Raw genomic sequence first — 24,675 nt, forward strand, 5'->3', positions numbered from 1 at the left:
AGATGCAATACCTTGAGGCTGAGAAACGAGTTGGCTCAGTACGAGACGTCGTTGAAGCAGTTGCCTCAAACTTGCAGGAACGTCCCATCGTAGCGCGACGTCACTATATCGAAACAGGAAATCTTCGCTACTTCGAAGTTTCGTACGTGCGAAGCGATCAGCTCAATGCCTGCATAAAGAAGTGGAAGCCTGCGAAAGCCGACGGAGTGATTTTCGTTCCTCTGTGCCGCACCAAAACTGATCGCCAGAAAGTTGTGGCGGGCATCAGCAAGCTCGGAATAAGGAACCGGCCAGAGATAATGATTGCGGCCCCCGAATCCGTAAGTGGATTTGCTGGGTTCGTCAACGAGATTCGAAAATGGGAGTGGGTTCAAACGAATACAGCTGAGCTAAATGGCGACCGCTTTGCGATGCAGGAAGTCTCTCGACAGATCACTGCTGCGAAGACAGTACTCAAAGACCGCACGAACCATTTGTTGAACGTTCGGCACTTTCGTGACGGGCAGAGCATTGCATGGTTTCACAAAGGCAAACCACTGCGGAAATTTGAGTCGGCAAAGGCGCTATTCACTCATGTCTCAAAGATCTGCGATTCCCTCTTCCCTGATTCGACTCGTTTGACGAATGAACTACTGAATCGAAGAAAGCTAAGTTCAGCTGCGGCCGGCGCGAGGTCACGGCTTATTGGACATGTATTGGAAAATGCGACTCTTCCTTTCTTGGGGATGGATCCAAGTAAAAAGCCTCCTGAAATGTCGATGTACCTTTCGGCACTTAAAGCATCCAACTTGCATTTTGAGGGCAAAAGCGGCTGGCGAATTCAATTGCCCTCTTCAAAGAATGACACTTGCAATTTCAAACCAGCGTTTGATTTGCTCCGACAGATACTGCAGAGCAAATCTGGAGGGCGAATCAAGTTGTCGGACTTGTTCAGCGAGCTTTCAAGACCGCCGGTCGGAGCTCGCGAAGGAGTGCTGCCGCTCTTGCTTGCAGTTTTTTGTGTTGCAGAGTCTCAGCATGTCGCAATGTATGAAGAGGGTGCTTTTGTGCAGGACATTGACGGTCCGCTCTTCGAGAGGCTTGCTAAAGTGCCTGAGCTGTTCGAAATGCAATACTGCAAGTTAAGTGGCGTTCGCTCAGAAGTCTTTAACAAACTGCTGAAGGTCGTAGATGCAAATGTTGATGATTCACGAGAGCCAGATTTGATTGATGTGGTTCAGCCGCTTGTCCAGTTTGCCGCAACGTTGCCGGAATACACTCGGAACACGACTAAGCTTAGTAAGTCATCACTTGCGATTCGCGATGCTTTGATGAACGCTGAAGAGCCTGCAACGCTTCTTTTCAAGGAGCTTCCAAAAGCTTGCGGCGTACCAGCTGTTTCCGCAAGTAGGAGAATGGATCCAAAACTGGTCCAGAAATACGTGCGAGGCTTGAAAAAATCCTTGGGAGAGATTCGCGGTTGCTTCCCGTCACTGTTGTCACGAATCGAAAAGTCATTGGCAAAAGAGTTCGGATTGAAGAGCGAAGGCGAAAAATTAAGAGCCAATCTGGCTCAACGCGGGCGCGACCTCGCAGTTCATGTCACAGAAGCGAGCATAAAAGCGTTTGCGCTCCGCCTGGGCGACGATAGGCTTCCACAGGATAAATGGTTGGAATCACTTGGCAGCCTTGTTGCCGCTAAGCCACCAATCCGATGGTACGACCAAGACGAACTTAAATTCAATCAGGCGCTGATTGAGCTCGTATTGCGATTCAAAGACACCGCAAGTTTGGTCTATCCTAAGGGCGCGGCCTCAACCTCTGAATCTGTAAGATTGAGCCTGCTGCAATCGAGTGGTGTCGAGAAAAGCTGCGTGCTTGAAATATCGCCAAAGCAAAAGTCTGAGGCCACTCGGGTCGAAAAGGAAATTGAGAAGTTGTTTAAGAAAAACCGGCAACTTGCTTTAGCCGTTACGGCGAAAATCCTTATAAAAAATATTGGAAAGTAAAGAAGCTGCTAGTCTATGCCATTCAAAATTACGGCGAGAACGATTCTGCAACTAGGAGCTGAGTTAATCAGTTCCGATGGGATTGCATTTTATGAATTGATAAAAAACGCGTTCGACGCTGGCTCCAAGAAGGTTCACGTTGATGTGCTGATGCGCATTCCGATTGAGATAGTTCAAGAGATTGCCGACTCGTATGAAGAGCTAGAATTTGAAAATGAGGACTTGGCGGAATCCGAGCAGGCGCAAGTGAATGGGTGGCTCTCAGCAAGCAAAGCACTTGCAAGAAAGCACCTGATTTCGAGTTCCCCGTTGGCTAAAGATTGGCTTGCAACAATTGATTCCATATTCGATTGTGATGAATTGATGGAAGCCTTTTATGACGCCAACGCAATTACATTCTCCGACTATGGTGATGGTATGTCCTTGGATGACTTGGATCGCTATTACCTGACAGTAGGTACGCCCCATCGACACAACCAAAGGAAAGAAGCCGAAGACGGAGAAAACGAAGGCGAGAGTAATGGAGTAATCCTTGGCGAGAAAGGTATCGGAAGGCTTTCAGCAATGAGGCTTGGCCGTCAGCTCTCTGTTAAGACGGCGACAGAAGAAGATGCCTTTTGGAATCACTTAGATATTGACTGGGATGACTTCGGTGAAGAAATAGGCAAACTGGTTGGAGAGGTTCACGTCGAGCCTGAGGAAGGAGAAGAGATTACCAAAGAGGAAGACCGTGGAACGACTATTCGTGTTTCTTGCTTGAATGAAAATTGGTCTTCAACAAAGCTTCAAGAGATTGCCAATAGCGATATCGCTAGGTTGCTAGATCCGTTTACCAAGAAAAAGCGAATTTCCGTTTTCTTAAGGTTCAATGGACGGAAGGTCGTGATCCCAAAAATCAGCGAGATTTTACTCGATCGAGCCCACGCAATCCTTGATGCCGAATTTCAAATTGTTGAAAACGAGAAGGGTGAGCCAGATGTCTGCCTTTCAGGAAATGTTCAATATCTCGTTTCAAGCGCTACCGGAGCGAAGCTTCGGAATCGAGTGAATCCATTCGAAAAATCTTACGTGGATTTAATGGGCATTTTCGAAAATGAAGATGATGTCGACTTAGATACTTGTATTAGCCTAGGTCCCTTTTCGATCAAATGCTATTGGTTCAATCGCCGCCTAATTAAGAAGATAACTATTAATGAAGAAACCCTAGACTTGAAGAAAATCATTCGGCAATGGTCAGGAGGGTTGGCGCTCTACCGCGATGGGTTTCGTGTTCCACCCTATGGAAGTGGTGACGATGACTGGTTGGACTTAGACCGTGGGGCGTTAGCTTCGCAAGGATACAAAGTCAATCGCGCGCAGCTCATTGGGAAAGTCGACATTACTGGCACCGACAACCCCCACTTAGTAGATCAGACCAATCGTGAAGGATTGCGCAACAGCAGGCAAACCCGGGCACTGGTCTTACTCTGCAAGAATGTTTTAGAAGTAGAGTTGCGCGGATACCTTAAGGACGTCGACGACGAGATTCGCGAAGAGGAAAAGATCTCATTTGGCGATCTCTCAGAACAGCTCGACGAAGTCGAAAGCAAAATCAATAATTCGCTTGACGATTTAGCGGCTGTCCACGATCAAAACGTCGAGCTTGGGCTAGCGAAAGTTGAGAAGCGACTGCGATCGGCGTATAGGACTGTGGTAAATGTAGTAGACGAAATGCAAGGCGTTGTTGAAGCGACAGAGGATGAGAAAAGTAAGCTCCTCCACCTTGCAGCTCTAGGCCTTTCTGTTGAAAAGCTCGCCCATGAATTAAATCGAACAACTCGTCACGCCTTAGAAGGTGTTTTGAAATTGCTCTGAGTTGAAAAAATCGCTACAGCCCCGTTTGCATTTAAACCGTAAACGGAAGGAGCCGTAGCGATGAGTATTGAGTATCCCAGCAGTCTCAGTGATGATCAATGGCGATTGCTTCGTCGTCTGATTCCGCCAGCAAAACTTCGCGGCCGCAAACGAATCGATCGGCGTCAAATTGTCGATGCGATATTGTATTGGTGTCGAACGGGCTGCCAGTGGCGGTTGCTTCCGGACTGCTTTCCGAATTGGAACACGGTTTATGGAGTTTATCGAGCTTGGCGTATTGATGGGACATGGCAACGCATTCACGATCGTCTTCGCGAAAAGGTACGCCGCAAAGAAGGCAGGAAGCCAACGCCAACAGCAGCCATCATTGATTCGCAAAGCATTCGCAGTGCTGAAGGAGGAGAATTACGCGGGTATGACGCGGCGAAACGAATTACCGGACGAAAGCGTCACATCCTGGTGGATACGTTGGGGCTTGTGATGGTCGTTGTTGTCCACTCGGCCGATCTACAAGACTACGAAGGTGCACATCTTGTTCTTGAAAACATCAGACAGAAGTTTCGTCGGCTTCGAGTCATCTTCGCGGACTCGATTTACGGGCGGGCTGATTTGCCGGAGTTCCTGAAGCAATGGTATCGTGTCATCTTGCAAACCGTTAAGCGTCCGGTCGAAGCCGAAGGGTTCGTTGTCTTACCCAAGCGATGGATCGTTGAACGGACTTTCGCATGGCTTGGAAAATTCAGAAGGCTCTCAAAGGACTATGAAAGACTGACTCAAAACAGCGAAACTGTCATACGAATCGCAATGATTCAATTCATGCTAAACAGGCTGGAAAAATAATTTTAAAACACCCTCTTAGAGTCAATCCAGGCGATTGGTCGTGGTGAGGATCAAGAGTCGCTTCGAAAAACCTCGGAAATTCAATTGGTCTCATTGCAAAAAAGGTTACAGAACCTTGACCCGCAATTAGGGCCGAAACGAAATCGCAAGGAGAGTTTTTCTTTGAACGACTGCTTGTCATTGGTTGTCGATGCATACCGGGCAAAGGCATTGCGCCACGACGTTTCAATCGACTTAGTGTTCAAGCCTCGCAGACAGTCTGCGTTGAAGACGGTAAAGGCTTGCGTAATTCAGGTAGTTCAAAACCTGCTCGAGAATTCGTTTTTCTGGCTAACAACTAAGCGGCGTAAGTTCGACACTGACCAAGCCGATCGCGCAATTGATATCGTCGTTCTAGGTCGACGCGGTCTCCTTAAAATTAGCGACAATGGTCCAGGCATTGCCCCTGAAAACAAAGAGCGAATTTTTAAGGAATTCTATACAACCAGAAAGTCAGGCGGAGGACGCGGTCTAGGGCTATATATTGCTCGTGAACTCCTAGAACTATACGGTGGGACAATTGAACTATCCGATGAAATCGTCAACGAAAACGGAAGATTGAATACATTCATCATTGATTTCTCGGCAATGAAAGATGACAGCAATGAATGAACAATCGAGACCGATACAGATTCGTGTTGGTGTTGTGGACGATGTATTTGCACCACCAAACTTGAGCTCTGTTCGTACGCATAATCTGGAGGAGTTTCTCGATGCTGTCGATGAGCATGATCTTGGCGAAGTGCTGCATCGCATAGTTGGAGCTGAGCAGCTCGATGCTTCCGCGGTAACCGACATCCAAATTGGCAGCCTATTCGAACACAAAAAGGCGTTTCAAACGATCTCTCGAGAATTTGAATTGTTATTTGGAGACTTTCAAAATCGCAAAAATGACTTAAAGGCAATCGTTGCAGGAATCGAAAAGTTCCCCAACGCAAAAATTTCTACATACGATTCGCAAAAAGCAATCGAAGAGGAAAGCAATCACTTGCATGTCGTCTTTCTTGACTATCAGCTCGCTGGTGGGCCCGAGGAAGCAAGAGAAGTTGCCAAACAACTTTATTCACAGCATAGAGCATTTATTTTCTTAATGTCTGATCAAGCGGCTACTTCCGATAAAGAAGAAGGTTTTAGAAAAGACTTAAAATTGCTTCGCGGTTTTTTTCGCTACTGCCCAAAAGCCTCGTTGAAAGACGCGGAAACAGTCGAACGCAACCTACTTTTTGTGCCGACAGATATTGAGATCTGTCGTCTCATCCATGAATTAGTTGAAGGACTTGAGGTCACGCTTGGTGGAAATATTGAAAGCTTAGACGCGTCTCAAGTGTCGTCATCGAGACCGGTGCCAGGACAGGCCGTGCGCAGGTTTATGAGCGTACTCAGAGACATGCCTTTGCAAGACTATGCTACCCTCTGCGAGCTAACCCTTTATGATGTGGGTTTTCCATTGGGCGACTACATCCGAAGATTATTGGGGGCGTTTCTCGTTGATCAAGTGTTTCGAAGTCAAAACGTGAGTAACAGCCTGCGCCAGCTTGATTCCACTCGTTTTACTGAGTTTTTGCCTGTGGTTTCCCAGCCGTCAGAATCATTGAAGGAGATTTATGCTGCGTCGCTTGCTGAGCCAATTGCAAATCCTTGGGGCTCGCATCCTTGGGAGGGTGAAGGAGATGAAGAAAGTAGAGAAGCCAGCGATGGTGAATAATGAGTCCTTAGATATTTCAAGCGTGTCAGGTTTATTTGGATTTTTGGACGATAATCGGCCATTGCCACTGATTCATCTAGGTGACCTTTTTATCAAATCACCAAGTTCGCTAGTGTTTGCAGTAATTAGTGCCTCTTGTGATCTGCAGTTCGTCCCCGAAAGTGTTTGGCGTTCACGAGGAGTCAAGAAAAATGAAGCCAGAATCAAACTTCGAGATGAGTCAGTTCTTTTAATACCAGGGACAACTCGTGAAATTGATGCTTCGCCCACAAGTCAAATAGTGACGGGGCTGATTCGAATTAAAAATGGATGGTATTCAATTGATTGGCATCGAGAACGAGTGTTTTCGCTCCCGCATTCGGCGTTGCGATCAATTTTAGAGGATCGCGGTTATGAACACTCTACACGTTTGCAATTGGATCGCGCAATAGAGTTGCAGCAGAAGTGTTTTGCTCAGTTGGGACGCGTTGGTTTGGCTATACAACCACCTATGCAAAAAGAGTATCAAATAAGAACGTTCAAGTGGCATGAAGAGGCTTGGGTTGAGTTTGGGAAAACGTCTCAAATAGAAGCCGTGGCTTTTCATTCAAGTAAGAAGAATGTAGCCGTAGTAAAATACGATTCGCTAACAAGGCTTCGAAATAGCCTTCAAGAGGATTCGAATCTTGCGTCGTCGCTGGCAAGTTTGGCGTCCATTTTTGTCAGGCTACATAAAACGCCACTTGTGCTACCTGACAAAAACAAGCCTGGGCAGCTAAACCTGCTGATAGATCGAGAAAAAAAGAAGGTTCCTAAGATTGGTGCGACGTTGGAAGAACCCAATGTCAAGAAGAAGGGTATCGAACTAATGCTGATGTTCGTTGAAAAGGCTGGAGCTATAAATGACGAGTGAGGTTAGGCACATTTTGAGTTTGTCTGGCGGTAAAGATAGTGCTGCCCTCGCGATTTACATGCGTGATCGCGTGCCTGAAATGGAATATCTGTTTCACGACACTCACAAGGAACTTGACGAAACTTATGAGTACCTTGAACGTCTGCAGGCGATTCTTGGGAAAGAAATTCACCAAAGCAATTCTAAACGGGGTTTTGACCACTGGATGACGGTCTACAAAGGGATGATCCCCTCGAATCAGCGTCGTTGGTGTACAAAGAACTTGAAGCTTAAACCGTTTGAAAAATGGATTGGCGACGGCCCGGTTGTTAACTACGTTGGGCTACGGGCGGATGAGAAACGATCAGGCTTTATCAGTGCGAAGCCGAATATAAAAACCGTTTTCCCATTTCGCGAAGATGGACTTGTCTACGAAGACATCATGCGGATCTTGGAAGAGTCCGGCTTGGGCTTGCCCAAGTACACCGATTGGGGACGTACACGATCTGGCTGTTTCTTTTGCTTCTACCAACAGAAAATCGAATGGGTTCGGCTCAAGCAGAAGTACCCCGAAAAGTATGAGGAAGCAAAGGCGTATGAGGAAGCACAACTCAAATACGCCAAGCACATCGAAGGGGGTGGCAAAAAGTTCTACTGGAGCGGTGACGAAACTCTTGAAGAACTCGAACAGCCTGAGCGAATGAAAGAAATTGAAAAAGAATGGGAAGAGCGGAAGAAACGACGAAAGAGAAAGTCAAACAAGCTTGTACAAATCTTGACGGACGTTGAATTCGAAGACGATCCCGGTCGTGAAGATGGCTGCCTTATCTGCCAGCTATAATTCATGACGATCCACGAAGCAGCCCACAAAGCCTTGCTCGAACTCGGCACACCGACTCATGTTAATCCCCTTTGCCAATACATTGTTGACAAAGGGTATTACGATTTTGGTGCCAAGAACCCCGCAAATGCTCTGGCTATTCAGTTAAGTCGTCGTTCGATTAACGTTTACATTGGGAAGTCCAACCCAGACAAGGTCTTTTATAGATCGGCCCCAGCAACCTATGGGCTGTCTAGTTGGCTGGAAGCCGACGCAAGCGATCCTCGACGGGAGATGTCAAAGGAGTTGGACTTAGTTTCGATCCTTAGATCTGACTCGCCACAAACAGAGAAGGAACAGTTGGTTCTTGCCAGGATTGGACAAGGAAAGTTTCGCGATCAAGTCTTGCGCCTATGGGAACACCAGTGCGCTGTCACCGGAGCTGCATTTACGCTTCGCGCTTCACACATCAAACCTTGGCGCGAGTCTGACGATCAAGAACGGCTTAATCCCAATAACGGATTGCCTCTCTGTGCAAACCTAGACAGCCTTTTCGACCAATTCCTTATTACCTTTGATTCCGATGGCTGCATCGCGGTTTCAAATAGGCTCAGCAGTGACGAGCAATTGAAATTGGGGATTGATCGAGGAATGCGTCTGCGCAAAAAACCTTGGGCAGAACTTGAAGAGTTTCTCGCGTTTCACCAAGGTGAGTTTCAATCTTTGGAATCCGACGAGCAGACGCCTGAAGACTCTTGAGTCAAAGCTCGACAGGATTTAATTGCTTCAATGACCAGGCCTACTGCCGCATCGACCTCCTCCGCCGTGTTGTCTTTGCCAAACCCGAATCGCAACGAACATTCTTCAGTGTTGCTTCCAAGAGCCTTCAGGACATGGCTTGGTTGAAAACTTGCCGTGTGACATGCTGATCCTGTGCTTGCCACCAACTCAGGCATCATTGTCAGGGCGTCTTCGTTTTCAATTCCATCGAATGACAAATTGGAAATGTGTGGCAAACGGAAATCATTTCCGTTTATTTTGACCTTGTTGAGCCCGTCTAAGATTTGTCTTTCGAATTGCTCACGGAGGCTACGGATCCTTTGATTCCAAATTTCCATATTTCTTGCAGCCAATTCACAGGCATGGCCTAAGCCAACGATTCCAGGGACGTTTAATGTTCCGCTACGAACGCCCTTTTCCTGTTCGCCTCCCAGCAATTGCGGAGCGATATCATTCCGCTTTGAGAGATCGCGAATGTAAAGTGCGCCTGCTCCCTTAGGGCCATAGATCTTGTGAGCTGATACAGTCAAAAACTCTGCGTGTACCTCTGACAAGTCAATCTCAACCTTGCCGACGGTTTGAGCAGCGTCACAATGCCATGGTACTCCAGCCTCGCGACAAACGTCCCCAATGGCATTGACGTCTTGAATCGTTCCAATTTCGTTGTTGCCCCACATGATCGAAACCAAAGCAGTGTCACTGGAAATCTCACGCTTCAGCTGATCAACGTTGATCAATCCAGAATTGTCTACGGGCAAATACGAGACTTTCCAACCAGCTTTTTCAAGGCTTCTCAATGGTTCAAGCACTGCAGAATGCTCTGTGACTTGGGTAATCAAATGCCGCTTGTTGGCAGCCAGAGTGCCGGTGAAACCAAAAATAGCAAGGTTGTTCGATTCTGTTGCCCCACTCGTCCAGATGATTTCATTGGGATGGCAAACAAGAAGATCCGCCACTTGTTCCCTCGCTTTACGTACCGCACGCTGGGCGACTCCGCCTAGATCCGGATGGGAGGTGCCTGGATTGCCAAATTGCTCGCGAAAATAGGGCAGCATCGCTTCCAACACCGATTCGTCTACCGGGGTCGTGGAGCAATGATCGAGAAAAATTGGATATTTGAGAGGCAAGGACCTGTCCTGCTGTTTTGGCGACGACAACTGAGTCACAATATCTTAGCAAACCAACGACAATCCAATACCAATCGCACTCATGAACGACCGACCTAGCCCCAGTCTAACGCGAGACCATGTCCTTGCAGCAATAGCCGACTTTGAGGCCAATGGTTATCCAACCGGCTATAAACCGTCGCACAGCTACAGCGTTGTCCATGAAAACAAACACTATCCGCCGCCTTCGATTTATGCGTTGTCGATAAAGCAACTAACCGGCGAGTTACCCAAGACCAAATTCAGCGTCGGTAAGAATTCAAAGTGCTTCAAGATTCTTGAAAGCCTTGGATTCAACATCATCAGAAAGTCCAAGCCAGTTTAAATTTGCCGTTTGGAGGTTGCTGTGAATGCAAGTGAGATTAGCTCAATGTGTGACTCGCACGAGTTCTTTGACGCGAGTTTGGAGCGACTAGCAGAAGAATTGAAAACCGAAATCGTAGTTGCAAAACAATTGCGTGGTTTGCATCCGCTTGTTGAACGTCGGCGAGAGGAATTCGGTATTGGCTCCAGTGATTTTTCAAAATGGTCTTCTCGTTTCCGTGACCTGCCAGGACTGAATATCAGTGTTGGCAAACCGCTGCAGCGCCGGTCATTGCTGATCATGGATGCTGTGGTCAAGACTGCTGAGTCATTAGGGTTCGAATTTGGAACAGCCAAAGACGCATGGAGGAAAGGACTTTATGCGAACGGCTTCGGATTCTCGGTTCAATTTAAGTTGCGTGAGTCCGCGAAACGCAAACTTCGCCCACCGACTGAAGACGAGAAACGAGACATGAAAAAGTATTCGTGGATGCGAGGTCCCAAGTACGAGATGATAAGTACTGGGAAGCTATTGCTCGAGCTGGATGGCCCGCTAGGAACGGCTTGTTACAGCGTAAAGGACGGCCAGAAAGTGAAAGTTGAAGACAACATCAACCGACTGTTCATGTTTTTGATCATTGAAATAGATCGAATTCGCAAGATCTGGGCAGCCAGAGAGAGTGAAAAACGGGAGGCAGAACGCCGAAGGCTACAACTGGCCGAAGAAAAAGCGGCCAGAGAAATGATCGAAGAGAAAGAACGTGCTTTGTTCGCTGAGGCAATGCAATGGCAGCAGTGCAAAACTCTTCGTCTATACATTGAAGCAGTGCAGAACGACGACGAATTCCCATTCTCTCCAGACGCAAAGGAGTGGGTTGCTTGGGCCCTTTCAGTTGCCAACAAGTATGACCCAACCAAGTGTGAACCTGGCGGGCACATCTCTAACGCTACGCACGCGGACTGTTCCCAGACAAAAAGTTGACTTAGCGATTCAGGGCGTTGATCGCGGGCGCGATGACTCTACATTCAACCGTTGCACCTCTTTGTGGAGACTCGTACTACTTTGGCTAGATGGTTTATTGGATTGCTGTTGACGAAGCAATCAAGCGAGGTCTCAAGGATGGGTGTCGCGGGAACAAGATAAAGACAAAAGGAATTCGAATCGAAATCGTGGCTGCTCTTCGTGACGCCAAATCGGATGCTTCACTCCAAACTGGAAGGGACGCCGACAACATCAAAAGCGATCATGAAGACTATTCGACATCAAAGAAGGATGTTGAAACTATTCCTGAGTAAACTGAAACGAAAACTGATAACGAATCAATGTGAGTGCAGGAACGACTTTAGCAGCAGCACGCGCCTTTCTGTCAAAGTCAGAAGCGACAAGCATTCCCCGAACATCACCGACATCCTCTTCGTCCATGACACTTCCGATATAGCTCAATACTTGGGCAACGGCCCTTTGTCCCGCGACGCCGGTTTTTAACTCGATAACAACCGTTTTGCCATCCGCGTCCGTAGCACAAATATCTATGAATCCTGTTTCAACAGACCGCTCTTTGCCTCCGTCAGTGATTCTGAGACCGGGTTCCAACTGCTCAATGTTCAAACGGATTGCAGTTTGCATATCTCGTTCAAGCCCTATCGTTTGGGTCGCAACTTGTTCGGGCAATTCGTTACTGGCAGGTTCAGTGGTCCCCTGTTTCGATCCACCAACATGAAGTTGTGCAACCATTAAAAATCATGATTTCAGCCGTGCAGCCAAGAAACAGAAGAGTAAGCATTGAAAAAGTCCGCAGGGAAGGATCGGTAGGAGTAAAATTGTAACAACCGCATTGGAGCCAGACAGGCTCGTTTGGCCGTTGGGAAAACCAAAAAGCGTAAAATCTGACGTTTTACAAAATGTAAAATCGGGGCCAAATCCAAGGAAAAAAGCGCCAAGCCGCAGAAAGTGTCAACTTTACACTTTCAACAATGCAGTGTTTTCCAGCAACGCATTGAATTGCAAAACAGTTCTGCGGTCCCAAGGTTTCACCAAAAAAATTCCTTCCATTAGGGAAGTGGCGTCAGGCAATTCGGGATCTGGGCATAGGGGGAGGGGGTGGCTCGTAAAGCAAGGGATGCCGGTGCCAGAACTTTGGCACCAGCGGTCTCAATTAATCCCTCTCTGTTGCCCGCTATGCGGCTACTGTTTGCATCTGTTCCATGATCTGATCTGCAAGTTTGCAGGCTCTCTCGGCGGCTGTGATGACTTCTTCAGGCTTCTCTGCCCAACCAGCCAGATACGCAAATGAATAGTCTGATGTATCCAATCCCAGCGAGTCACAAATCATGTAAGCTGCTGATTCTGCTTCCAGTTCCATGACGTGTCTTGGCTGGTCGCTGGTGCCGTGATCTAGCATGGCGTGACTAATTTCATGTATCAGCGTCTTCAAGCGATGTGCTGCGGGTAGATGCTTATCAATGAGGATCTTGGCGTATTGTGGCAAGTAGACTCCACATGGTCCCTCAAGCGTCTTGTATTCGACTTCCAGCCCCAATGACTCTGCCAGTTCTTCGCATGCTTTTCTGGCGTCCTGTATGGCTTTGTTGTCGCCCAGGATGGTTCTTGCCTCTGGCATTGCTGGGATTTCTTCACCAACGGTTTGGCCGATGTCGAATACGCTGACTGATCTGTAACCAATTAGCTTTTGGTCCCCAGTCTGCTCATCTTTCTTTAGCATTGGGGCCAGAATCGCGATGCTTCTTTCTCCTTTCTTTACTTGGCGGCCAATTGCCTGCCATTTGCGATAGCCTGCGATCATTCGGGCTTCTGGGCACTGGGAGAAGATCAGAAACAGGTTCCGGAAGCTGTAGTGGTGTTGGAAGTTCTGCCGGAAAGACAAAGCAGCTTTGTACTGCTCTGAGTTGATCAAGTCGGTTACGTTTTCAACAAGGATCTCTTTAGCGCGATTGTTCTTGGTAGCAGTAGTCATCTCAATTTCCTTTGTGCGATCTAGGCTCGCATGTGGCCTGTCAGGAAAAACGCCTGACTCGTTCAAGTACGCATATCAATGTATCGCCAGTGTTGACGATCGTCAACACTTAATCCAAAAAATATTGACTACTTTTTCTTCAGTTCAAAACCAGCCCAATTCGCGATGGCGTCCAATGTATCACCACGAGGGATCTTGTCACCTGACAGCCATCGGGACAGGACAGCGGGTTCAACGCCAGACTCTCTGGCGACTGATCGCATGCTTTGTTGCTTGACGGCCTTTTCAACGGCTTTTTTAAGTGTGTCTGAAATGCTCATATGTAATAATTCTCTTGTTGATGTTCGTCAACAAGAGTATCCTTCACATTGATCGGTCGTCAAGCTCGTTTTACAGGGTTGGGGCGCGAACACTATCACGTTTTACAGGATTTTTGATGCTTCTTATCGTCACAAAGCCGCCGAAGTTCTGTGCTGGGAATTTCAAATGCATCGAACTGAGTCGAGAGGATGCTTCAATTTTGATCAAGGGTAGTCACTCGAATGATCAAGTCGCACCTTACATATTTCACGGCTCGACCAAGCGAGCTTTGGCTGTGTTGACGGGTATTGATTTTGAGATTGTGCAAAAAACGGAAGTGCCTCAACCGCGAGACGGCGATCTGTTTTTGCTTATTCAAGTAAGCCCTAGTGCACCTAGAGGACGTCCACGGGTCGAAGATCTCGAGTTTCTCCAAATAGAATTCAGCCTTTAGCAAATCGCAGTCGATTTTTCTCTATGTCAGAGAATCATCCGCCAACAACTTTCATCGTTTAGCGGCCTGGCACTCCCTTCTTTAGCTGATCAGTTTTTGGGACGGATGGACCGATGCGTATATTTAAATATTCTGCTTCAGTCAGCTTTGCGAACCCCGACCTTCAACAGACTCTTGATTGCCAGTTTGATTTCGTTTGGCAACTTCTCCCAATCCCTGACGATCTGCCGCAAGACTGGATCCGTTTGATTGGTTTGCTGTGTATTTGCTGTGCGGCCTTCTCCAACACCAATTTTTACGGGGTTTTTCGGGCTATGTCTTCGGACTGTTAATCCGTTTGTCGCAGGTTCGAGCCCTGCCGGGGGAGCTTCAAGATGACGCCGTTATCTGAAATTCAGGTGACGGCTTTCTTCATATCTTGTTTTTGTCTGCTTCTGGAGGCGTGAAAAATGTTTCATGTCTACATTCTTCAGACCCAAACCAGCGCGTTGGCCAGACGGTACTGACTCCCATCAACCCCAGCGAGCCACTCCGCCTAAAAACTTTCCGTCGGGCTAGCCATGGACGGAAGCAACAACTGATCGGCAACCGCGATCACCCGTGAGTGGTGTTCTACAAATAAGTGCCGCATGATTCACGGACGATAAGTTCTGCGGGCAACAGGTATTGCCGTGGCGGAACGACGACTTTTTCAATGCTGTCCGCCATTGCGCGAAAGGCGACGACCGCAATGTCCCGACAGGGTTGGCGAATCGTTGTCAGCGGTGTGGTCAATAGTTGAGCATACGTCACGTCGTCGAATCCGATTAACCGAATGTCAGATGGGATCGAAATCTTCAATCTAGCCAGCGTTTGCATCAATGTGGCAGCCACTCGGTCGTTGGAACAAATGATCGCATCGATGTCGTCGATCGACGCTTTGCCCTTCGCGTTCGTGGTTGCCGCAGAGGCATTTTTTTGTTGCGATAAGGTTCGGCTTCTGGTCCTGCTGGAAAAGCACCTGACAAGATCGGAAACCTGCTCGGTTTGATCCGGTTCAACGTATACCACGTTCAGCGAAGACTCGACCGAATGGTGCTCACTGTTCTGTTGCAAAACCGCTTCGCGTGCACCGGAGATGCGCTGGCAGACGGTTGGTGCAATTCTCGGGGGCGCCAGAAACAAGAGGCGCTTGCATTTCATTCGCAATAAATGAGCTGCAGCTTTGAATCCTGCACCAAAGTTGTCGATGCCCACCAAGTCAAACTCACTGCGCGAAGGAAACGGTGTGATATCCCGGTCCAGCAAAATGACTGAGATTCCAGCTTGCCGCAAACTCTTGGTGATACTCAGGTTCAGGCTTGCGCTGTCGTCGTGATTTTCAAAGGGTGCAAAGAAAACTCCTTGGACATCGCGTTTAATGAACTGGTCGCACGCCTGACGGGCAGCCTCAGCGGCATCAACTTCGGCTGCACGGGCGTTCTGATCTTTCCGGTCTTCCGCTCGCTCCGGATCATTTGACTCTTCGCGTTCATTACCCCACAGCACGGCGTAGTCATGGAGTCGAGCAAGTCGCGCCAAGTCGCCACAAATGACTTCGAGGATTTCGGTCGAGCTAATGTCCGGAGCGAGCATTCCGATCACCTGTTGCCCATCCGCGACAGAGGCAGTCTTGTGGCGAAGAAACGAACCGGACCCGGTGCGACGCTCAATTAACCCTTGATCCTCAAGCTCCTTGAGTGCTCTTGCGGCGGTCGGTCGCGAAACTTCATACTGCCTTACAAGTTGGGTTTCACTTGGCAGCTTTCCCGTCGGGTAAAACTTGCCAGCTGCAATATCAGAACGCAGTTCGTTGGCAATCCTGCGGTACTTGGAAACGCTCATGATTTCCCTTAACAAAATATTCACGTTGAAAAATCTGGATGTCTTTCGGGCCAACGGAACCCTCCACTCCATTATGGCATTCGTGCGGCCTGTAATTGACAGGTTACATGAAAAACCTGACAGGTATTGTGACCGATTTCTTCGATCTGTCTATGTCTTCCGGCGGCGGTCGCCGTAGGATTGTCGAAGCAAGGAGGAAGTGGATCGTTGCGGAAGTACTTTTCGCGGACACCGCTTTGATCGGGCCGTGCGTCTTGTTGGCGCTCTTCCCAAAAGCTTCTGAATTCGAACATTCGGTCAGTGGAGGCAAACATGAATACGACGTTACCAAGGACAGAAAATGGCACGGCGACTAAACGCGTGGCCAGCGAGCGGCGTAGCGAACAACCGGAATCCGCCGTCGCCACAAGGCCAAAGCACCTTTTGTTGGCCAGTGACTTTGACCAGACGCTCAGCTTCAACGATACCGGCGTGGAACTGAGCGATATGCTCGGCTTGCCCGACTTTGAGCAGCGAGTTGCTGGATTGGCGAGTTCCCATTTGGTACAGCAGGGTGGCGAGCTGACTTATCTGCTGTTGCATGACCCGGACTACAGGCAAGTCCGCCGTGAGCACTTGGTGGAAGCTGGCAAGCGAATCCGGCTGAAGAAGAATCTTGCGCCGCTGATGGAGCTGTTGATGGAGGGAATCGACGGCCACCGATTCACGTTCTTCGTCGTATCGGCCTCTCCCGAAGAAGTCGTACGATCAGCACTGGATGGAATCGTGGCACCGGAGAACATTGTTGGAACTCAATTGAACTATCACCCGCAGAGTGGTGAGATCACATCGGTTTCGCAATTGACAGCGGGATACGGAAAAGTGACCGTATTGACGGAATTGCAGGAGCGACTGGGAATACCGTGGGACCGCGTGGTCTACATGGGCGACGGCAGTTCAGATGTTCACGTCATGCTGCATGTCAACAGTTGTGACGGGTACACGATTGCGCTTTCGGAAAACCGGCACCTGGCTCAGATCGCGAGACGGACGGTATTGAGTGATAACGCATTCAGTGTGCTTGTCCCCATTCTCGAAGATGTCGTTGGCTGGAAAGATCGCGCGATGATTCGTGAACTGTTTGAAAAATGCGGACTCGAAGTACAGGGTTGGGAAAGGAATCAGGTCGATCGGCTGACGATTTTACCGACAAACTTTGTTTCCACTTCGCCGGAGATGCGTTGTGAATAGTCGCAGCCATGGATCGGAACTGGGAGTGAGCTTGTGGGCGGTACGAGCTTTGTTTTGCCTGAACGGATTTGTGTATGCCACGTGGGCGACACGGATTCCGGCGATTCAGTCAAGCTACGAACTGTCGCACGCGATGCTTGGTATTGCGTTGATGGCTGTTGCCTTGGGGGCACTGATCGCCATGCCGGTCGCAGGCTGGTTGTCCACGCGGTTCGGCAGTCGCGCTATGGTCGCTTGCGGAGCGGCCATCTATCTGATCGGCCTGCCGATCATCCCGTGGGTGCCTGACATGTCGCTTTTGTACGTCGCCCTATTTGTGTTCGGAGTCGGGCACGGCACGCTGGATGTAGCGATGAACGTTCAGGCGGTTGAGATCGAACGTCGTTGGACTAAACCAGTCAATTCGTCGATCCACGCCTGGTGGAGCGGCGGCGGATTGCTGGGGGCGATGGTCGGTGGAGGCGTTGCGTCGATGGGCCTGGTTCCAGCCTGGCACTTTGGATTCACGACGATTGCTTTGACAATTGCCATTTTGCCGATCGTGTCGCGACTATTGCCTGTTGATCGCGAGTGCGACGTCGTACGGTCGCAGAGAGACGAGGCTGTGCCAGGCGTCACAATCAAGCGGAATTTACGTAGTGCAGGATTCGGTCGGAAGTCCATATTCCGATTGGGAATGCTGGGTGCGATCGCGTTTTGCATTATGGCAGGCGAAGGCGCGATGGCCGATTGGAGTGCCGTCCTCTTGCGAGACAACCTCGGTGCGGGTGAAGGCTTGGCGGCCATGGCTTACGCCATCTTCGCGATCGCGATGGCAGGTGGACGTTGCGCAGGCGACCAACTCTCGTACCAACTGGGCCCGAGACGTCACGTACGTGTCTGTGCAATGGTGGCACTGGCCGGTGTCCTGATGATCGTGCTCGCTTCCAATATTTTCATCGCGTTGGCCGGGTTTGCGCTGATTGGCATCGGGTTCTCCAGCATCGTACCGGTCGCGTTTAGCGAATGCGGACGGCTCGAAGGCGTGAGTTCCAGCGCGGCGTTGGCATCGGTCTCTACGATTGGATATTTTGGCTTCTTGCTCGGGCCACCGTTGATTGGGTTCATTGCCCAGTGGGTTGGGCTGGCTTGGGCACTGAGTCTGTTGGTCTTAACGTCCGGTTGTACGATCTTATTTGCCGCAGCGCTCGCCGAAACTGTTTCCTCGGAGACGCTCCGAGATCGCAACTCGACAGAGTCTGAACCGGCGAGTTGCTCCGTTGACCTTCCTGCAGCATAACGCTTTGCAAGACAAGATGAAGCCACGAGAACGCAACGCGGTTGGCTATATCTGGCCGGTTACGACTCAATTGGGGTCGTGTTCAGACAGAAATTGAGAGGCTTGGGCGTCTGTCCCAAGCCTCTTTTTTGTTGACCCTACCCTCTCTTTTCCCGGAAGTTCAGTTCCCATGTTTGAGCAGCAATCGAGACCGAGTCGGAAGAATGAATGTGCGTTTGATGGCATCCGCATCATTCGTCGCTCGAAGGCAGAAATTCCACGTCGCGATCATTCGGCACACTTCCACCCTGAGTGCAGCGGCCTCGTGTCACTTCATCCTCAAGCAACGACATCAGGTACTCAGCCTGATCCGGGTTGGATGCCACCAGATTGCTTCGCTCGCCACGATCGGACTTGAGGTTGAACAACTGCATAGACGGCAGACCTTTCGTTTTCGCAGTTTTTTCTCGTGGGCTGCTCCATCCACCGCTTCCGGCTGACACGCACAACTTCCAGTCGCCTTCGCGAATTGAAAACGAGCCGCCGATCGAATGGCTGATCAGCGACTTGCGATTCGATGGCTCGCCCTTGAAAACCGGCAACAAACTGTAGGAATCTTCTCCGCCAAGATCTTCCGCGGGTTGCCCGGTGATGTCCCGTAGCGTCGCGTAAAAATCAGTCAGGCACGCCAACGCGTTGGTGGTTTGACCGGACTCGATGCCATCTGGCCAGCGCACAATCAGCGGAACTCGATGACCGCCTTCGTAGATGTCGGCTTTGTGACCGCGAAAGCCTGCGCTCGGATCGTGGCCATGTTTTTTGAGCACGCCGAAGTTGGCTTCGGGAGAACAACCGTTGTCGCTGGTGAAAAAGATGATCGTATTGTCGTCGATGCCGGCTTCTTTGACCGCGGCCATTAACTGCCCCATGTGGTGGTCCACTTGCATCACAAAGTCCGCGTAGGGATTGATTCCGCTGGCGTCTTTGAAAGGAGGCACTGGCACGATCGGAGTGTGGGGTGCGGGCAACGGCAGGTACAAAAAGAACGGCTTGCCATCCGTCGTCGATGCACGTTGCTTGATGTGGTCGATGCTCTTTTGGAACAAGTGCGGCAACACGTTGTCGATCTCGAAGTCCGGGCTGATCGGACCTTTTCGGTACCATCCGTAACTGTTCTGTTTCTTTGTCACGCCTTCCTTACGAACTGGGACGGCCGTGGCTTTTCCAGTGTCGACCCACACATAGGGTGGCATGTCGAGCGAACCGCAATGTCCGTAGTAGCCATCAAATCCATTAACGTCGGGGCCGTTTTTCACTGGCTGAGTAAAATCAATTTCCTTCCCGTCTGAACCGGGGACTTTGGCCCAATCCCAACCCAGATGCCATTTGCCGATCATCTGATTGTGGTAGCCAGACTGGTGCAGCAAATGAGCAACCGTCGGGCGATCGGCGGGAATCAAATGGCGACTGGTTCCGCTGAGGACGCCGCGAGCCAAACGCGAACGCCAGTTGTATCGCCCTGTCAGGACCCCGTATCGTGTCGGCGTGCAGACGGAACTGGGCGAATGCGCGTCGAGGAAGGTGATACCTTCGTTGGCCATCGTTTGCAGGTTCGGCGTCCTGATTTTGCATTCAGGATTCGTGGGTGAGATGTCTCCAATCCCAAGATCATCGGCCATGACGAAGATCACGTTTGGAAGCTCGTCGGCTTGAACGTGCGGCAGCAAAAACAGAGACGAGAGAAGAAGCGTCGCAGAGAACTTGAATTTGAGCTGGTTCATGAAGTGCATCTTTGCGTGAGCCTACAGGATGAGCTAATGTCGCAGTTTCGACACGTCTATTGTAAACGCGAGCGGCGAGGAAGTCCGCCCTGCTCGCGTTGATAGCCTGGCTTCGGCCCGAAGAAATGCGACTTCGTATGAAGCCGGTACTTCGAACGAATCGACTCAGCTTCTGAGGAGCTGCTATTTGCGGATGACGACAGGCCTTGGCGGCCAGCAAGGCGAATGGACCTCGTGAATCGTACCGTCAGCGCTTTCGACAACGTACGCACCACCGATGCGACCTTTGAGGTTTAACGACTTGCCCGGCGCGATTTTCTTGCCACGATTCCGCTTCCCACTGGAAACAATTGGATAGACGGTAATCTCAACGTCCGTTTCATTTTCAAACGAGATGTCTGCCGCCAGGCGACCGGCACCTGATGGGCTGGTGTGGATCGCCGGAACCAACTCAAGCTTCTTCGGCGGATGAGTTGACTTGAGCAGCGCGGAAAGCCCCTCCACCGCGCCGGGCGAAACGGACGCGATCAGATTCTCGGTTTCCATCTCGTTCTCGTAGTGGTCGTACAATTCCTGTTCGACCAGTTCACCCGTGCCAAAATCCCGCCACTCAATGTAGCGATACTGGTCCGTCCGCATCGAATAACCCATGTATTCGCGGCCTTGGTGCTTGCGATAGTACTGACTGACCGCCGACTCGCGGACGCGTGCCTTGGAGTCCTGTAACACCGGAGCCAAGCTCTTGCCTTCCACGAAATCCGGCACCTCGATGCCTGCCAACTCACACAAGGTCGGATAGATGTCGATCAGTTCCGCCAGCGAGTCTGTGCTTTCTCCCGCGGTTTTCATGCCGGGCGCGGAAATGATCATCGGAACTCGTGCATCGATTTCGTAGTTGGTCATCTTTCCCCAGCCACGGTACTCGCCAAGCTTCCAGCCATGGTCGCTCCACAGAACAACGATCGTGTTCTCGCGCAGTCCTTCCTCGTCCAACGTCTTCAGTAATCGTCCGATCTGTGAGTCGACGTAGCTGACGCACGCGTAGTAGCCGTGAATCAGCTGACGCATTTTCTCTGGCGGCAACGTTTCGTCGTCCCATGGCTTGGGCATATCGATCAAGTCGACGTAGTGCGAAAGTTCACTGTTGTTGTGCATCGAATATTGCGGAGCACCAATTGGCGTATGCTGGTCGACCGGAACAGGAAGCTGCTCCGGGTCGTACATATCCCAATACTTTTTCGGTGCGATAAAAGCCAAATGCGGACGGACGTAGCCCATCGCCAGCATGAACGGTTGTGATGATTTCCCAAGCCGCTTCAGATCTTCGATGCATTGGTCTGTTCGGGCGCCGTCGAGCACTTGATTGTCGGGCAAATCAGGAGCCGAAGTGCTCGGTCGGCGCAGGTTGTTTTTCCGCCAATCTTTCTGCGGGAGCTTTTCCATCGCTTCGTTAACCAATTCTCTGGTCCCTTCCGGATAGGGGTACGGCAGCTTCGGAAGTCTGCGAATTGGCTCGCTCCACGACTGCGGATCCGGAGTCGGGTTGTGGTAAATCTTGCCGTGACTCGCCGCCGCATAGCCCGACTTTCTGAACCATTGTGGAATCGTGACCGCGTCCGGTTTGGCTTCACGGAAATGGATCGGCAACGTCCACACGCCCAACGAATCCGGGCTCAATCCGGTCATCAGGCTCGCACGCGACGGATTGCAAACCGCCACCTGACAATAGGCTCGATTGAACGTCATCCCTCGCGCCGATAGCGCGTCAATGTTCGGAGAAACCGCCACTTCGTCACCATAGCAACCCAGCGACGGACGCAGATCGTCGACAGCGATAAACAGAATGTTGGGCTTTTTGGCTTTCTTCGTCACGTCCGTTTCTTCAGCCGTTTCGGCGTCGCTGTTGGGGCCGATCGCGATCAACGAGTACGCGGTGCGGAAGAACAAAACGCCGGCTGAAATTGCTGGCGTCGCCAGACAGGGGGCTCCAAGTCGATTGCGAGCAAGGACTTCATATTCCGGTCCGGCTTTGATCACGTAGACCGTTCCGTCTTCGGCCGTGCAATAGATTTTGTCATTGGCTGCGACCAGCGAGGACACGATATAGGCGCCGCTGGCGATGCGTTTTTCGTAGACCTTCTCGCCGGATTTCACGTTGAAGCATCGCAACACGCCGTTGGTGTTCCCAAGATACATGTGCTCGCCAACAACGACCGGCGTCGACATGTAGCTACCACCCTTTTCGGTTCGCCAGGCGAGTCCGGCATCGTCAGGCGATTCGGTTTCGTCGAGGTTACCTTTCGCATCGGTGCGGACCGCGATGATGGGCGACCTTCCACCGTGAGCGTTGGTGATGAAAATATGTTCATCGACTACAAAAGGCGTGGGGATCGGATTGTCGCCACCACCTTTGACTCGCCAAACTTCATCGCCCGTCGCCAGGTCGTAGCTGATAATCCACGGCCAGCCATTGACGACAACCTTCGCGCCGTCATCGGCCGAGTGAATCAACGGAGTGCCCCAACTTCGTTCGCAGTCTTTGTCACGAGTCTTCCGCCAGACTTCTTCGCCGTCAGCCAGTTTCAGCGCCACGACGTACGGATGTTCCGGATCGTCACAAACCAACACGATATGGCCATCGTGAATCGCCGGAGAACTTCCGTAGCCCCAGCCCGTGCCGTACTTGCTGACGTCGACGACGCCAAGGTCTTTCTTCCACTTCAGGTTGCCCTCAAGGTCATAGCAGTACAGCCCTTCGGAACCGAAGAAAGCCACCACGTTGTCTCCGTCGACAGCCACCGTCGTGTTCGCATGCGTCGCTTTGGTGTGTCGGGTTGCTTTCGGGATTCCGGTGTGAGCTGTCTTTCGCCAAAGTTCCTTGCCCGTTGTTTTGTCAAAACACAGCACCATCCAGGACTGTTCGCTATCGTCATCAGCAGCATCAATGTTGCCGGCTCGACCAAACTGAAGCTTGGCTTCCCCGTCCTCTGCGACCGCGGTAGCGACGAAGATTCGGTTGCCGACAATCGTCGGGCAGGAATGCCCCAAGCCGGGAACCGGTGACTTCCACAGAATGGATTTGTCATCCGGGTTCGTCACGTCCCACTCAAGTGCAGTCTCGAATCCGTTCGCGACGCCAACAGCGCCGGTGCCTCGAAAGCCTGGCCAGTCCGTGTTTTCCTGCTGGGCGTGAACTTGCAATGCGGAGACCGAAACCAAGATCGCGATCGCAATGCCAACCACAATTGCGACCGTGGGACGAATTCTAAAATGAGCCATATGAGTTCAGTTTTCTTTAACAGGTTGATTCACGAAGATTCGATTTTGTTGGTTGGAGTTGGCGATGACGATGTCGGCGTAACCGTCGCCAGTCAAGTCGCTCACGCAAACTCCATAGCTGGCGGATTCGGAGCCGCCGAACTGATTTAGATTAAACGTGCCGTCTTTCAAATTGAAGGCGACCGCGTTCTTTTGCCCAGTATTTCCAGCCACGAAATCAGGCCGACCGTCCTTGTTGAAGTCAGCGACTGCGATGCAATACGTTCGGCTCTCTGCTGACCCGACGTTGAGCTCGCGAGCAACGCCACCTTTGCCATCGCCGAAGAAAATGGTGTTCGCAGCTTCAATGTTTCCCATGACCCAATCCATATGTCCGTCGAGATTGAAGTCGGCCGTGGCGACCGCGCGGCTGGAGATTTCAGTTTTGCCAAACGGTGTTCCAGACGCGAACTTTCCGTCGCCTTCACCCAACAGAATCATGTTTGCTTGAGCGTCCCGGTTCGCCAGAATCAGATCGACATGACCGTCTTCGTTCAAGTCAGCGACTGCCACATCGATCGTCGAATCGTCTTTGGAGCCGAACGTGGTTGACTTCTCAAATCCAGCCTTCCCGTCGTTGAAAAAAATTCGATTCGGTCGGCCTCGGCAAGTCAGCAACAGGTCGATGTGACCGTCGCCATTGACGTCTGCGGTAGTCATGCTACGAACGCTGGTCGGTTCGCCAATTTCGCAATGACGCGTGAACCTTCCGCGGCCGTCGTTCTCGAAAACGAGGCAAGGAGCCATGTCGTTGCCGACGGCGATATCAAGGTCACCGTCTCCGTCGAGGTCGGCAAGCTCGCAGGCGTAACTGGTGGAAAGGTCGACTCCCAGCGGACGCGCAACATTAAATCGGGCTCGGGACTGATTGAAAAATGCGTAGTTCTGCTGAGGCCAGTGTCTGCCATTGGCGACCACCAAATCCGTGTCGCCATCGCCATCGATGTCTCCGGCTCGAACGGAAGCCGACAACTGCGTCTCCGTCCCGAGAACCATCCGCGAGTTGGAAACAAATCGCCTCTGCTGCGCGTCAGCCGAAGCGACAAAGCAGAATAACGAAACCAGGCTCAGCGTGGCAAGAAACAGGTGATCAGCAAAAACGTGACGCAAGTCGAAGCCTTTTGGGTTAG

The 24,675-nt window shown here is 50.7% G+C and carries 22 protein-coding genes; 14 read left to right on the forward strand and 8 right to left on the reverse strand.

The window, feature by feature from the left end; all coding sequences use genetic code 11:
• Nucleotides 1-254: 254 nt before the first annotated feature.
• The 8 genes from MFFC18_RS24055 to MFFC18_RS24090 all read left to right on the forward strand — a co-directional run bounded on the left by MFFC18_RS24055 (nt 255) and on the right by MFFC18_RS24090 (nt 8,876).
• Complete coding sequence (locus tag MFFC18_RS24055; RefSeq protein ID WP_210421380.1) at nt 255-1,988, forward strand: hypothetical protein; 1,734 nt, start codon at nt 255-257, stop codon at nt 1,986-1,988.
• A gap of 15 nt (nt 1,989-2,003) precedes the next feature.
• Nucleotides 2,004-3,842, forward strand: coding sequence for an ATP-binding protein (locus tag MFFC18_RS24060; RefSeq protein WP_075084244.1), 1,839 nt, complete (start codon nt 2,004-2,006; stop codon nt 3,840-3,842).
• 60 nt (nt 3,843-3,902) lie between these two features.
• On the forward strand, nt 3,903-4,682 hold the full coding sequence (locus MFFC18_RS24065; protein WP_068267841.1) for an IS5 family transposase: 780 nt from the start codon (nt 3,903-3,905) through the stop codon (nt 4,680-4,682).
• Nucleotides 4,683-4,766: 84 nt separating this feature from the next.
• Nucleotides 4,767-5,333, forward strand: a complete 567-nt coding sequence (locus MFFC18_RS24070; RefSeq protein ID WP_157665222.1) for a sensor histidine kinase — start codon at nt 4,767-4,769, stop codon at nt 5,331-5,333.
• On the forward strand, nt 5,326-6,426 hold the full coding sequence (locus MFFC18_RS24075) for a hypothetical protein (protein WP_075085876.1): 1,101 nt from the start codon (nt 5,326-5,328) through the stop codon (nt 6,424-6,426). The genes MFFC18_RS24070 and MFFC18_RS24075 overlap by 8 nt, the downstream gene beginning before the upstream one ends.
• Complete coding sequence (locus tag MFFC18_RS24080) at nt 6,392-7,318, forward strand: hypothetical protein (protein WP_148619103.1); 927 nt, start codon at nt 6,392-6,394, stop codon at nt 7,316-7,318. Before MFFC18_RS24075 ends, MFFC18_RS24080 begins: the two co-directional genes overlap by 35 nt.
• Complete coding sequence (locus MFFC18_RS24085; protein ID WP_075085874.1) at nt 7,308-8,138, forward strand: phosphoadenosine phosphosulfate reductase family protein; 831 nt, start codon at nt 7,308-7,310, stop codon at nt 8,136-8,138. Before MFFC18_RS24080 ends, MFFC18_RS24085 begins: the two co-directional genes overlap by 11 nt.
• Before the next feature lie 3 nt (nt 8,139-8,141).
• Entirely contained in the window at nt 8,142-8,876 is a 735-nt protein-coding gene (locus tag MFFC18_RS24090; RefSeq protein ID WP_075085873.1) for an HNH endonuclease, read from the forward strand.
• Here MFFC18_RS24090 and MFFC18_RS24095 read toward each other — a convergent pair.
• A complete protein-coding gene (locus tag MFFC18_RS24095) occupies nt 8,834-10,024 on the reverse strand; it encodes a cysteine desulfurase family protein (protein ID WP_157665221.1) in 1,191 nt (396 codons plus the stop codon). The two genes, MFFC18_RS24090 and MFFC18_RS24095, sit on opposite strands and share 43 nt — an antisense overlap.
• A gap of 82 nt (nt 10,025-10,106) precedes the next feature.
• On the opposite strand from MFFC18_RS24095, the gene MFFC18_RS24100 reads away from it, so the two are divergent.
• From MFFC18_RS24100 to MFFC18_RS24110, 3 genes are all read left to right on the forward strand, one after another.
• Nucleotides 10,107-10,388 (forward strand): hypothetical protein, encoded by a 282-nt coding sequence (locus tag MFFC18_RS24100; protein WP_075085871.1) that lies wholly within the window; start codon nt 10,107-10,109, stop codon nt 10,386-10,388.
• Between the two features lie 99 nt (nt 10,389-10,487).
• A complete protein-coding gene (locus tag MFFC18_RS24105) occupies nt 10,488-11,348 on the forward strand; it encodes a hypothetical protein (protein ID WP_148619104.1) in 861 nt (286 codons plus the stop codon).
• Between the two features lie 89 nt (nt 11,349-11,437).
• Entirely contained in the window at nt 11,438-11,662 is a 225-nt protein-coding gene (locus tag MFFC18_RS24110; protein WP_075085869.1) for a hypothetical protein, read from the forward strand.
• Here MFFC18_RS24110 and MFFC18_RS24115 read toward each other — a convergent pair.
• From MFFC18_RS24115 to MFFC18_RS24125, 3 genes are all read right to left on the reverse strand, one after another.
• Entirely contained in the window at nt 11,649-12,101 is a 453-nt protein-coding gene (locus MFFC18_RS24115; RefSeq protein ID WP_084417337.1) for an endonuclease NucS domain-containing protein, read from the reverse strand. The genes MFFC18_RS24110 and MFFC18_RS24115 overlap by 14 nt on opposite strands.
• A gap of 442 nt (nt 12,102-12,543) precedes the next feature.
• Entirely contained in the window at nt 12,544-13,341 is a 798-nt protein-coding gene (locus tag MFFC18_RS24120; RefSeq protein ID WP_075085868.1) for an ArdC-like ssDNA-binding domain-containing protein, read from the reverse strand.
• A 128-nt stretch (nt 13,342-13,469) separates the two neighbouring features.
• On the reverse strand, nt 13,470-13,661 hold the full coding sequence (locus MFFC18_RS24125) for a helix-turn-helix domain-containing protein (protein ID WP_075085867.1): 192 nt from the start codon (nt 13,659-13,661) through the stop codon (nt 13,470-13,472).
• Nucleotides 13,662-13,777: 116 nt separating this feature from the next.
• On the opposite strand from MFFC18_RS24125, the gene MFFC18_RS24130 reads away from it, so the two are divergent.
• Nucleotides 13,778-14,095 carry a hypothetical protein gene (locus MFFC18_RS24130; RefSeq protein ID WP_075085866.1) on the forward strand — a complete coding sequence of 106 codons (318 nt, stop codon included), beginning with the start codon at nt 13,778-13,780 and terminating at the stop codon, nt 14,093-14,095.
• 612 nt (nt 14,096-14,707) lie between these two features.
• On the opposite strand, the gene MFFC18_RS25600 is transcribed toward MFFC18_RS24130, so the two are convergent.
• Complete coding sequence (locus MFFC18_RS25600; protein WP_202907572.1) at nt 14,708-15,958, reverse strand: GntR family transcriptional regulator; 1,251 nt, start codon at nt 15,956-15,958, stop codon at nt 14,708-14,710.
• Nucleotides 15,959-16,270: 312 nt separating this feature from the next.
• Here MFFC18_RS25600 and MFFC18_RS24140 point away from each other — a divergent pair, with 312 nt between their 5' ends.
• Nucleotides 16,271-17,188 carry a haloacid dehalogenase-like hydrolase gene (locus MFFC18_RS24140; protein ID WP_084417336.1) on the forward strand — a complete coding sequence of 306 codons (918 nt, stop codon included), beginning with the start codon at nt 16,271-16,273 and terminating at the stop codon, nt 17,186-17,188.
• Nucleotides 17,181-18,467 carry an MFS transporter gene (locus tag MFFC18_RS24145; protein ID WP_075085864.1) on the forward strand — a complete coding sequence of 429 codons (1,287 nt, stop codon included), beginning with the start codon at nt 17,181-17,183 and terminating at the stop codon, nt 18,465-18,467. Before MFFC18_RS24140 ends, MFFC18_RS24145 begins: the two co-directional genes overlap by 8 nt.
• A gap of 230 nt (nt 18,468-18,697) precedes the next feature.
• On the opposite strand, the gene MFFC18_RS24150 is transcribed toward MFFC18_RS24145, so the two are convergent.
• The 3 genes from MFFC18_RS24150 to MFFC18_RS24165 form a co-directional block, all read right to left on the reverse strand.
• A complete protein-coding gene (locus MFFC18_RS24150; protein ID WP_075085911.1) occupies nt 18,698-20,227 on the reverse strand; it encodes a sulfatase family protein in 1,530 nt (509 codons plus the stop codon).
• A gap of 183 nt (nt 20,228-20,410) precedes the next feature.
• Entirely contained in the window at nt 20,411-23,506 is a 3,096-nt protein-coding gene (locus tag MFFC18_RS25605) for a sulfatase-like hydrolase/transferase (RefSeq protein WP_238381320.1), read from the reverse strand.
• Nucleotides 23,507-23,512: 6 nt separating this feature from the next.
• Nucleotides 23,513-24,655 (reverse strand): FG-GAP repeat domain-containing protein, encoded by a 1,143-nt coding sequence (locus MFFC18_RS24165; protein WP_075085863.1) that lies wholly within the window; start codon nt 24,653-24,655, stop codon nt 23,513-23,515.
• Nucleotides 24,656-24,675: the final 20 nt, after the last annotated feature.

The organism is Mariniblastus fucicola (assembly GCF_008087665.1).
Classification (GTDB): Bacteria; Planctomycetota; Planctomycetia; order Pirellulales; family Pirellulaceae; genus Mariniblastus; species Mariniblastus fucicola.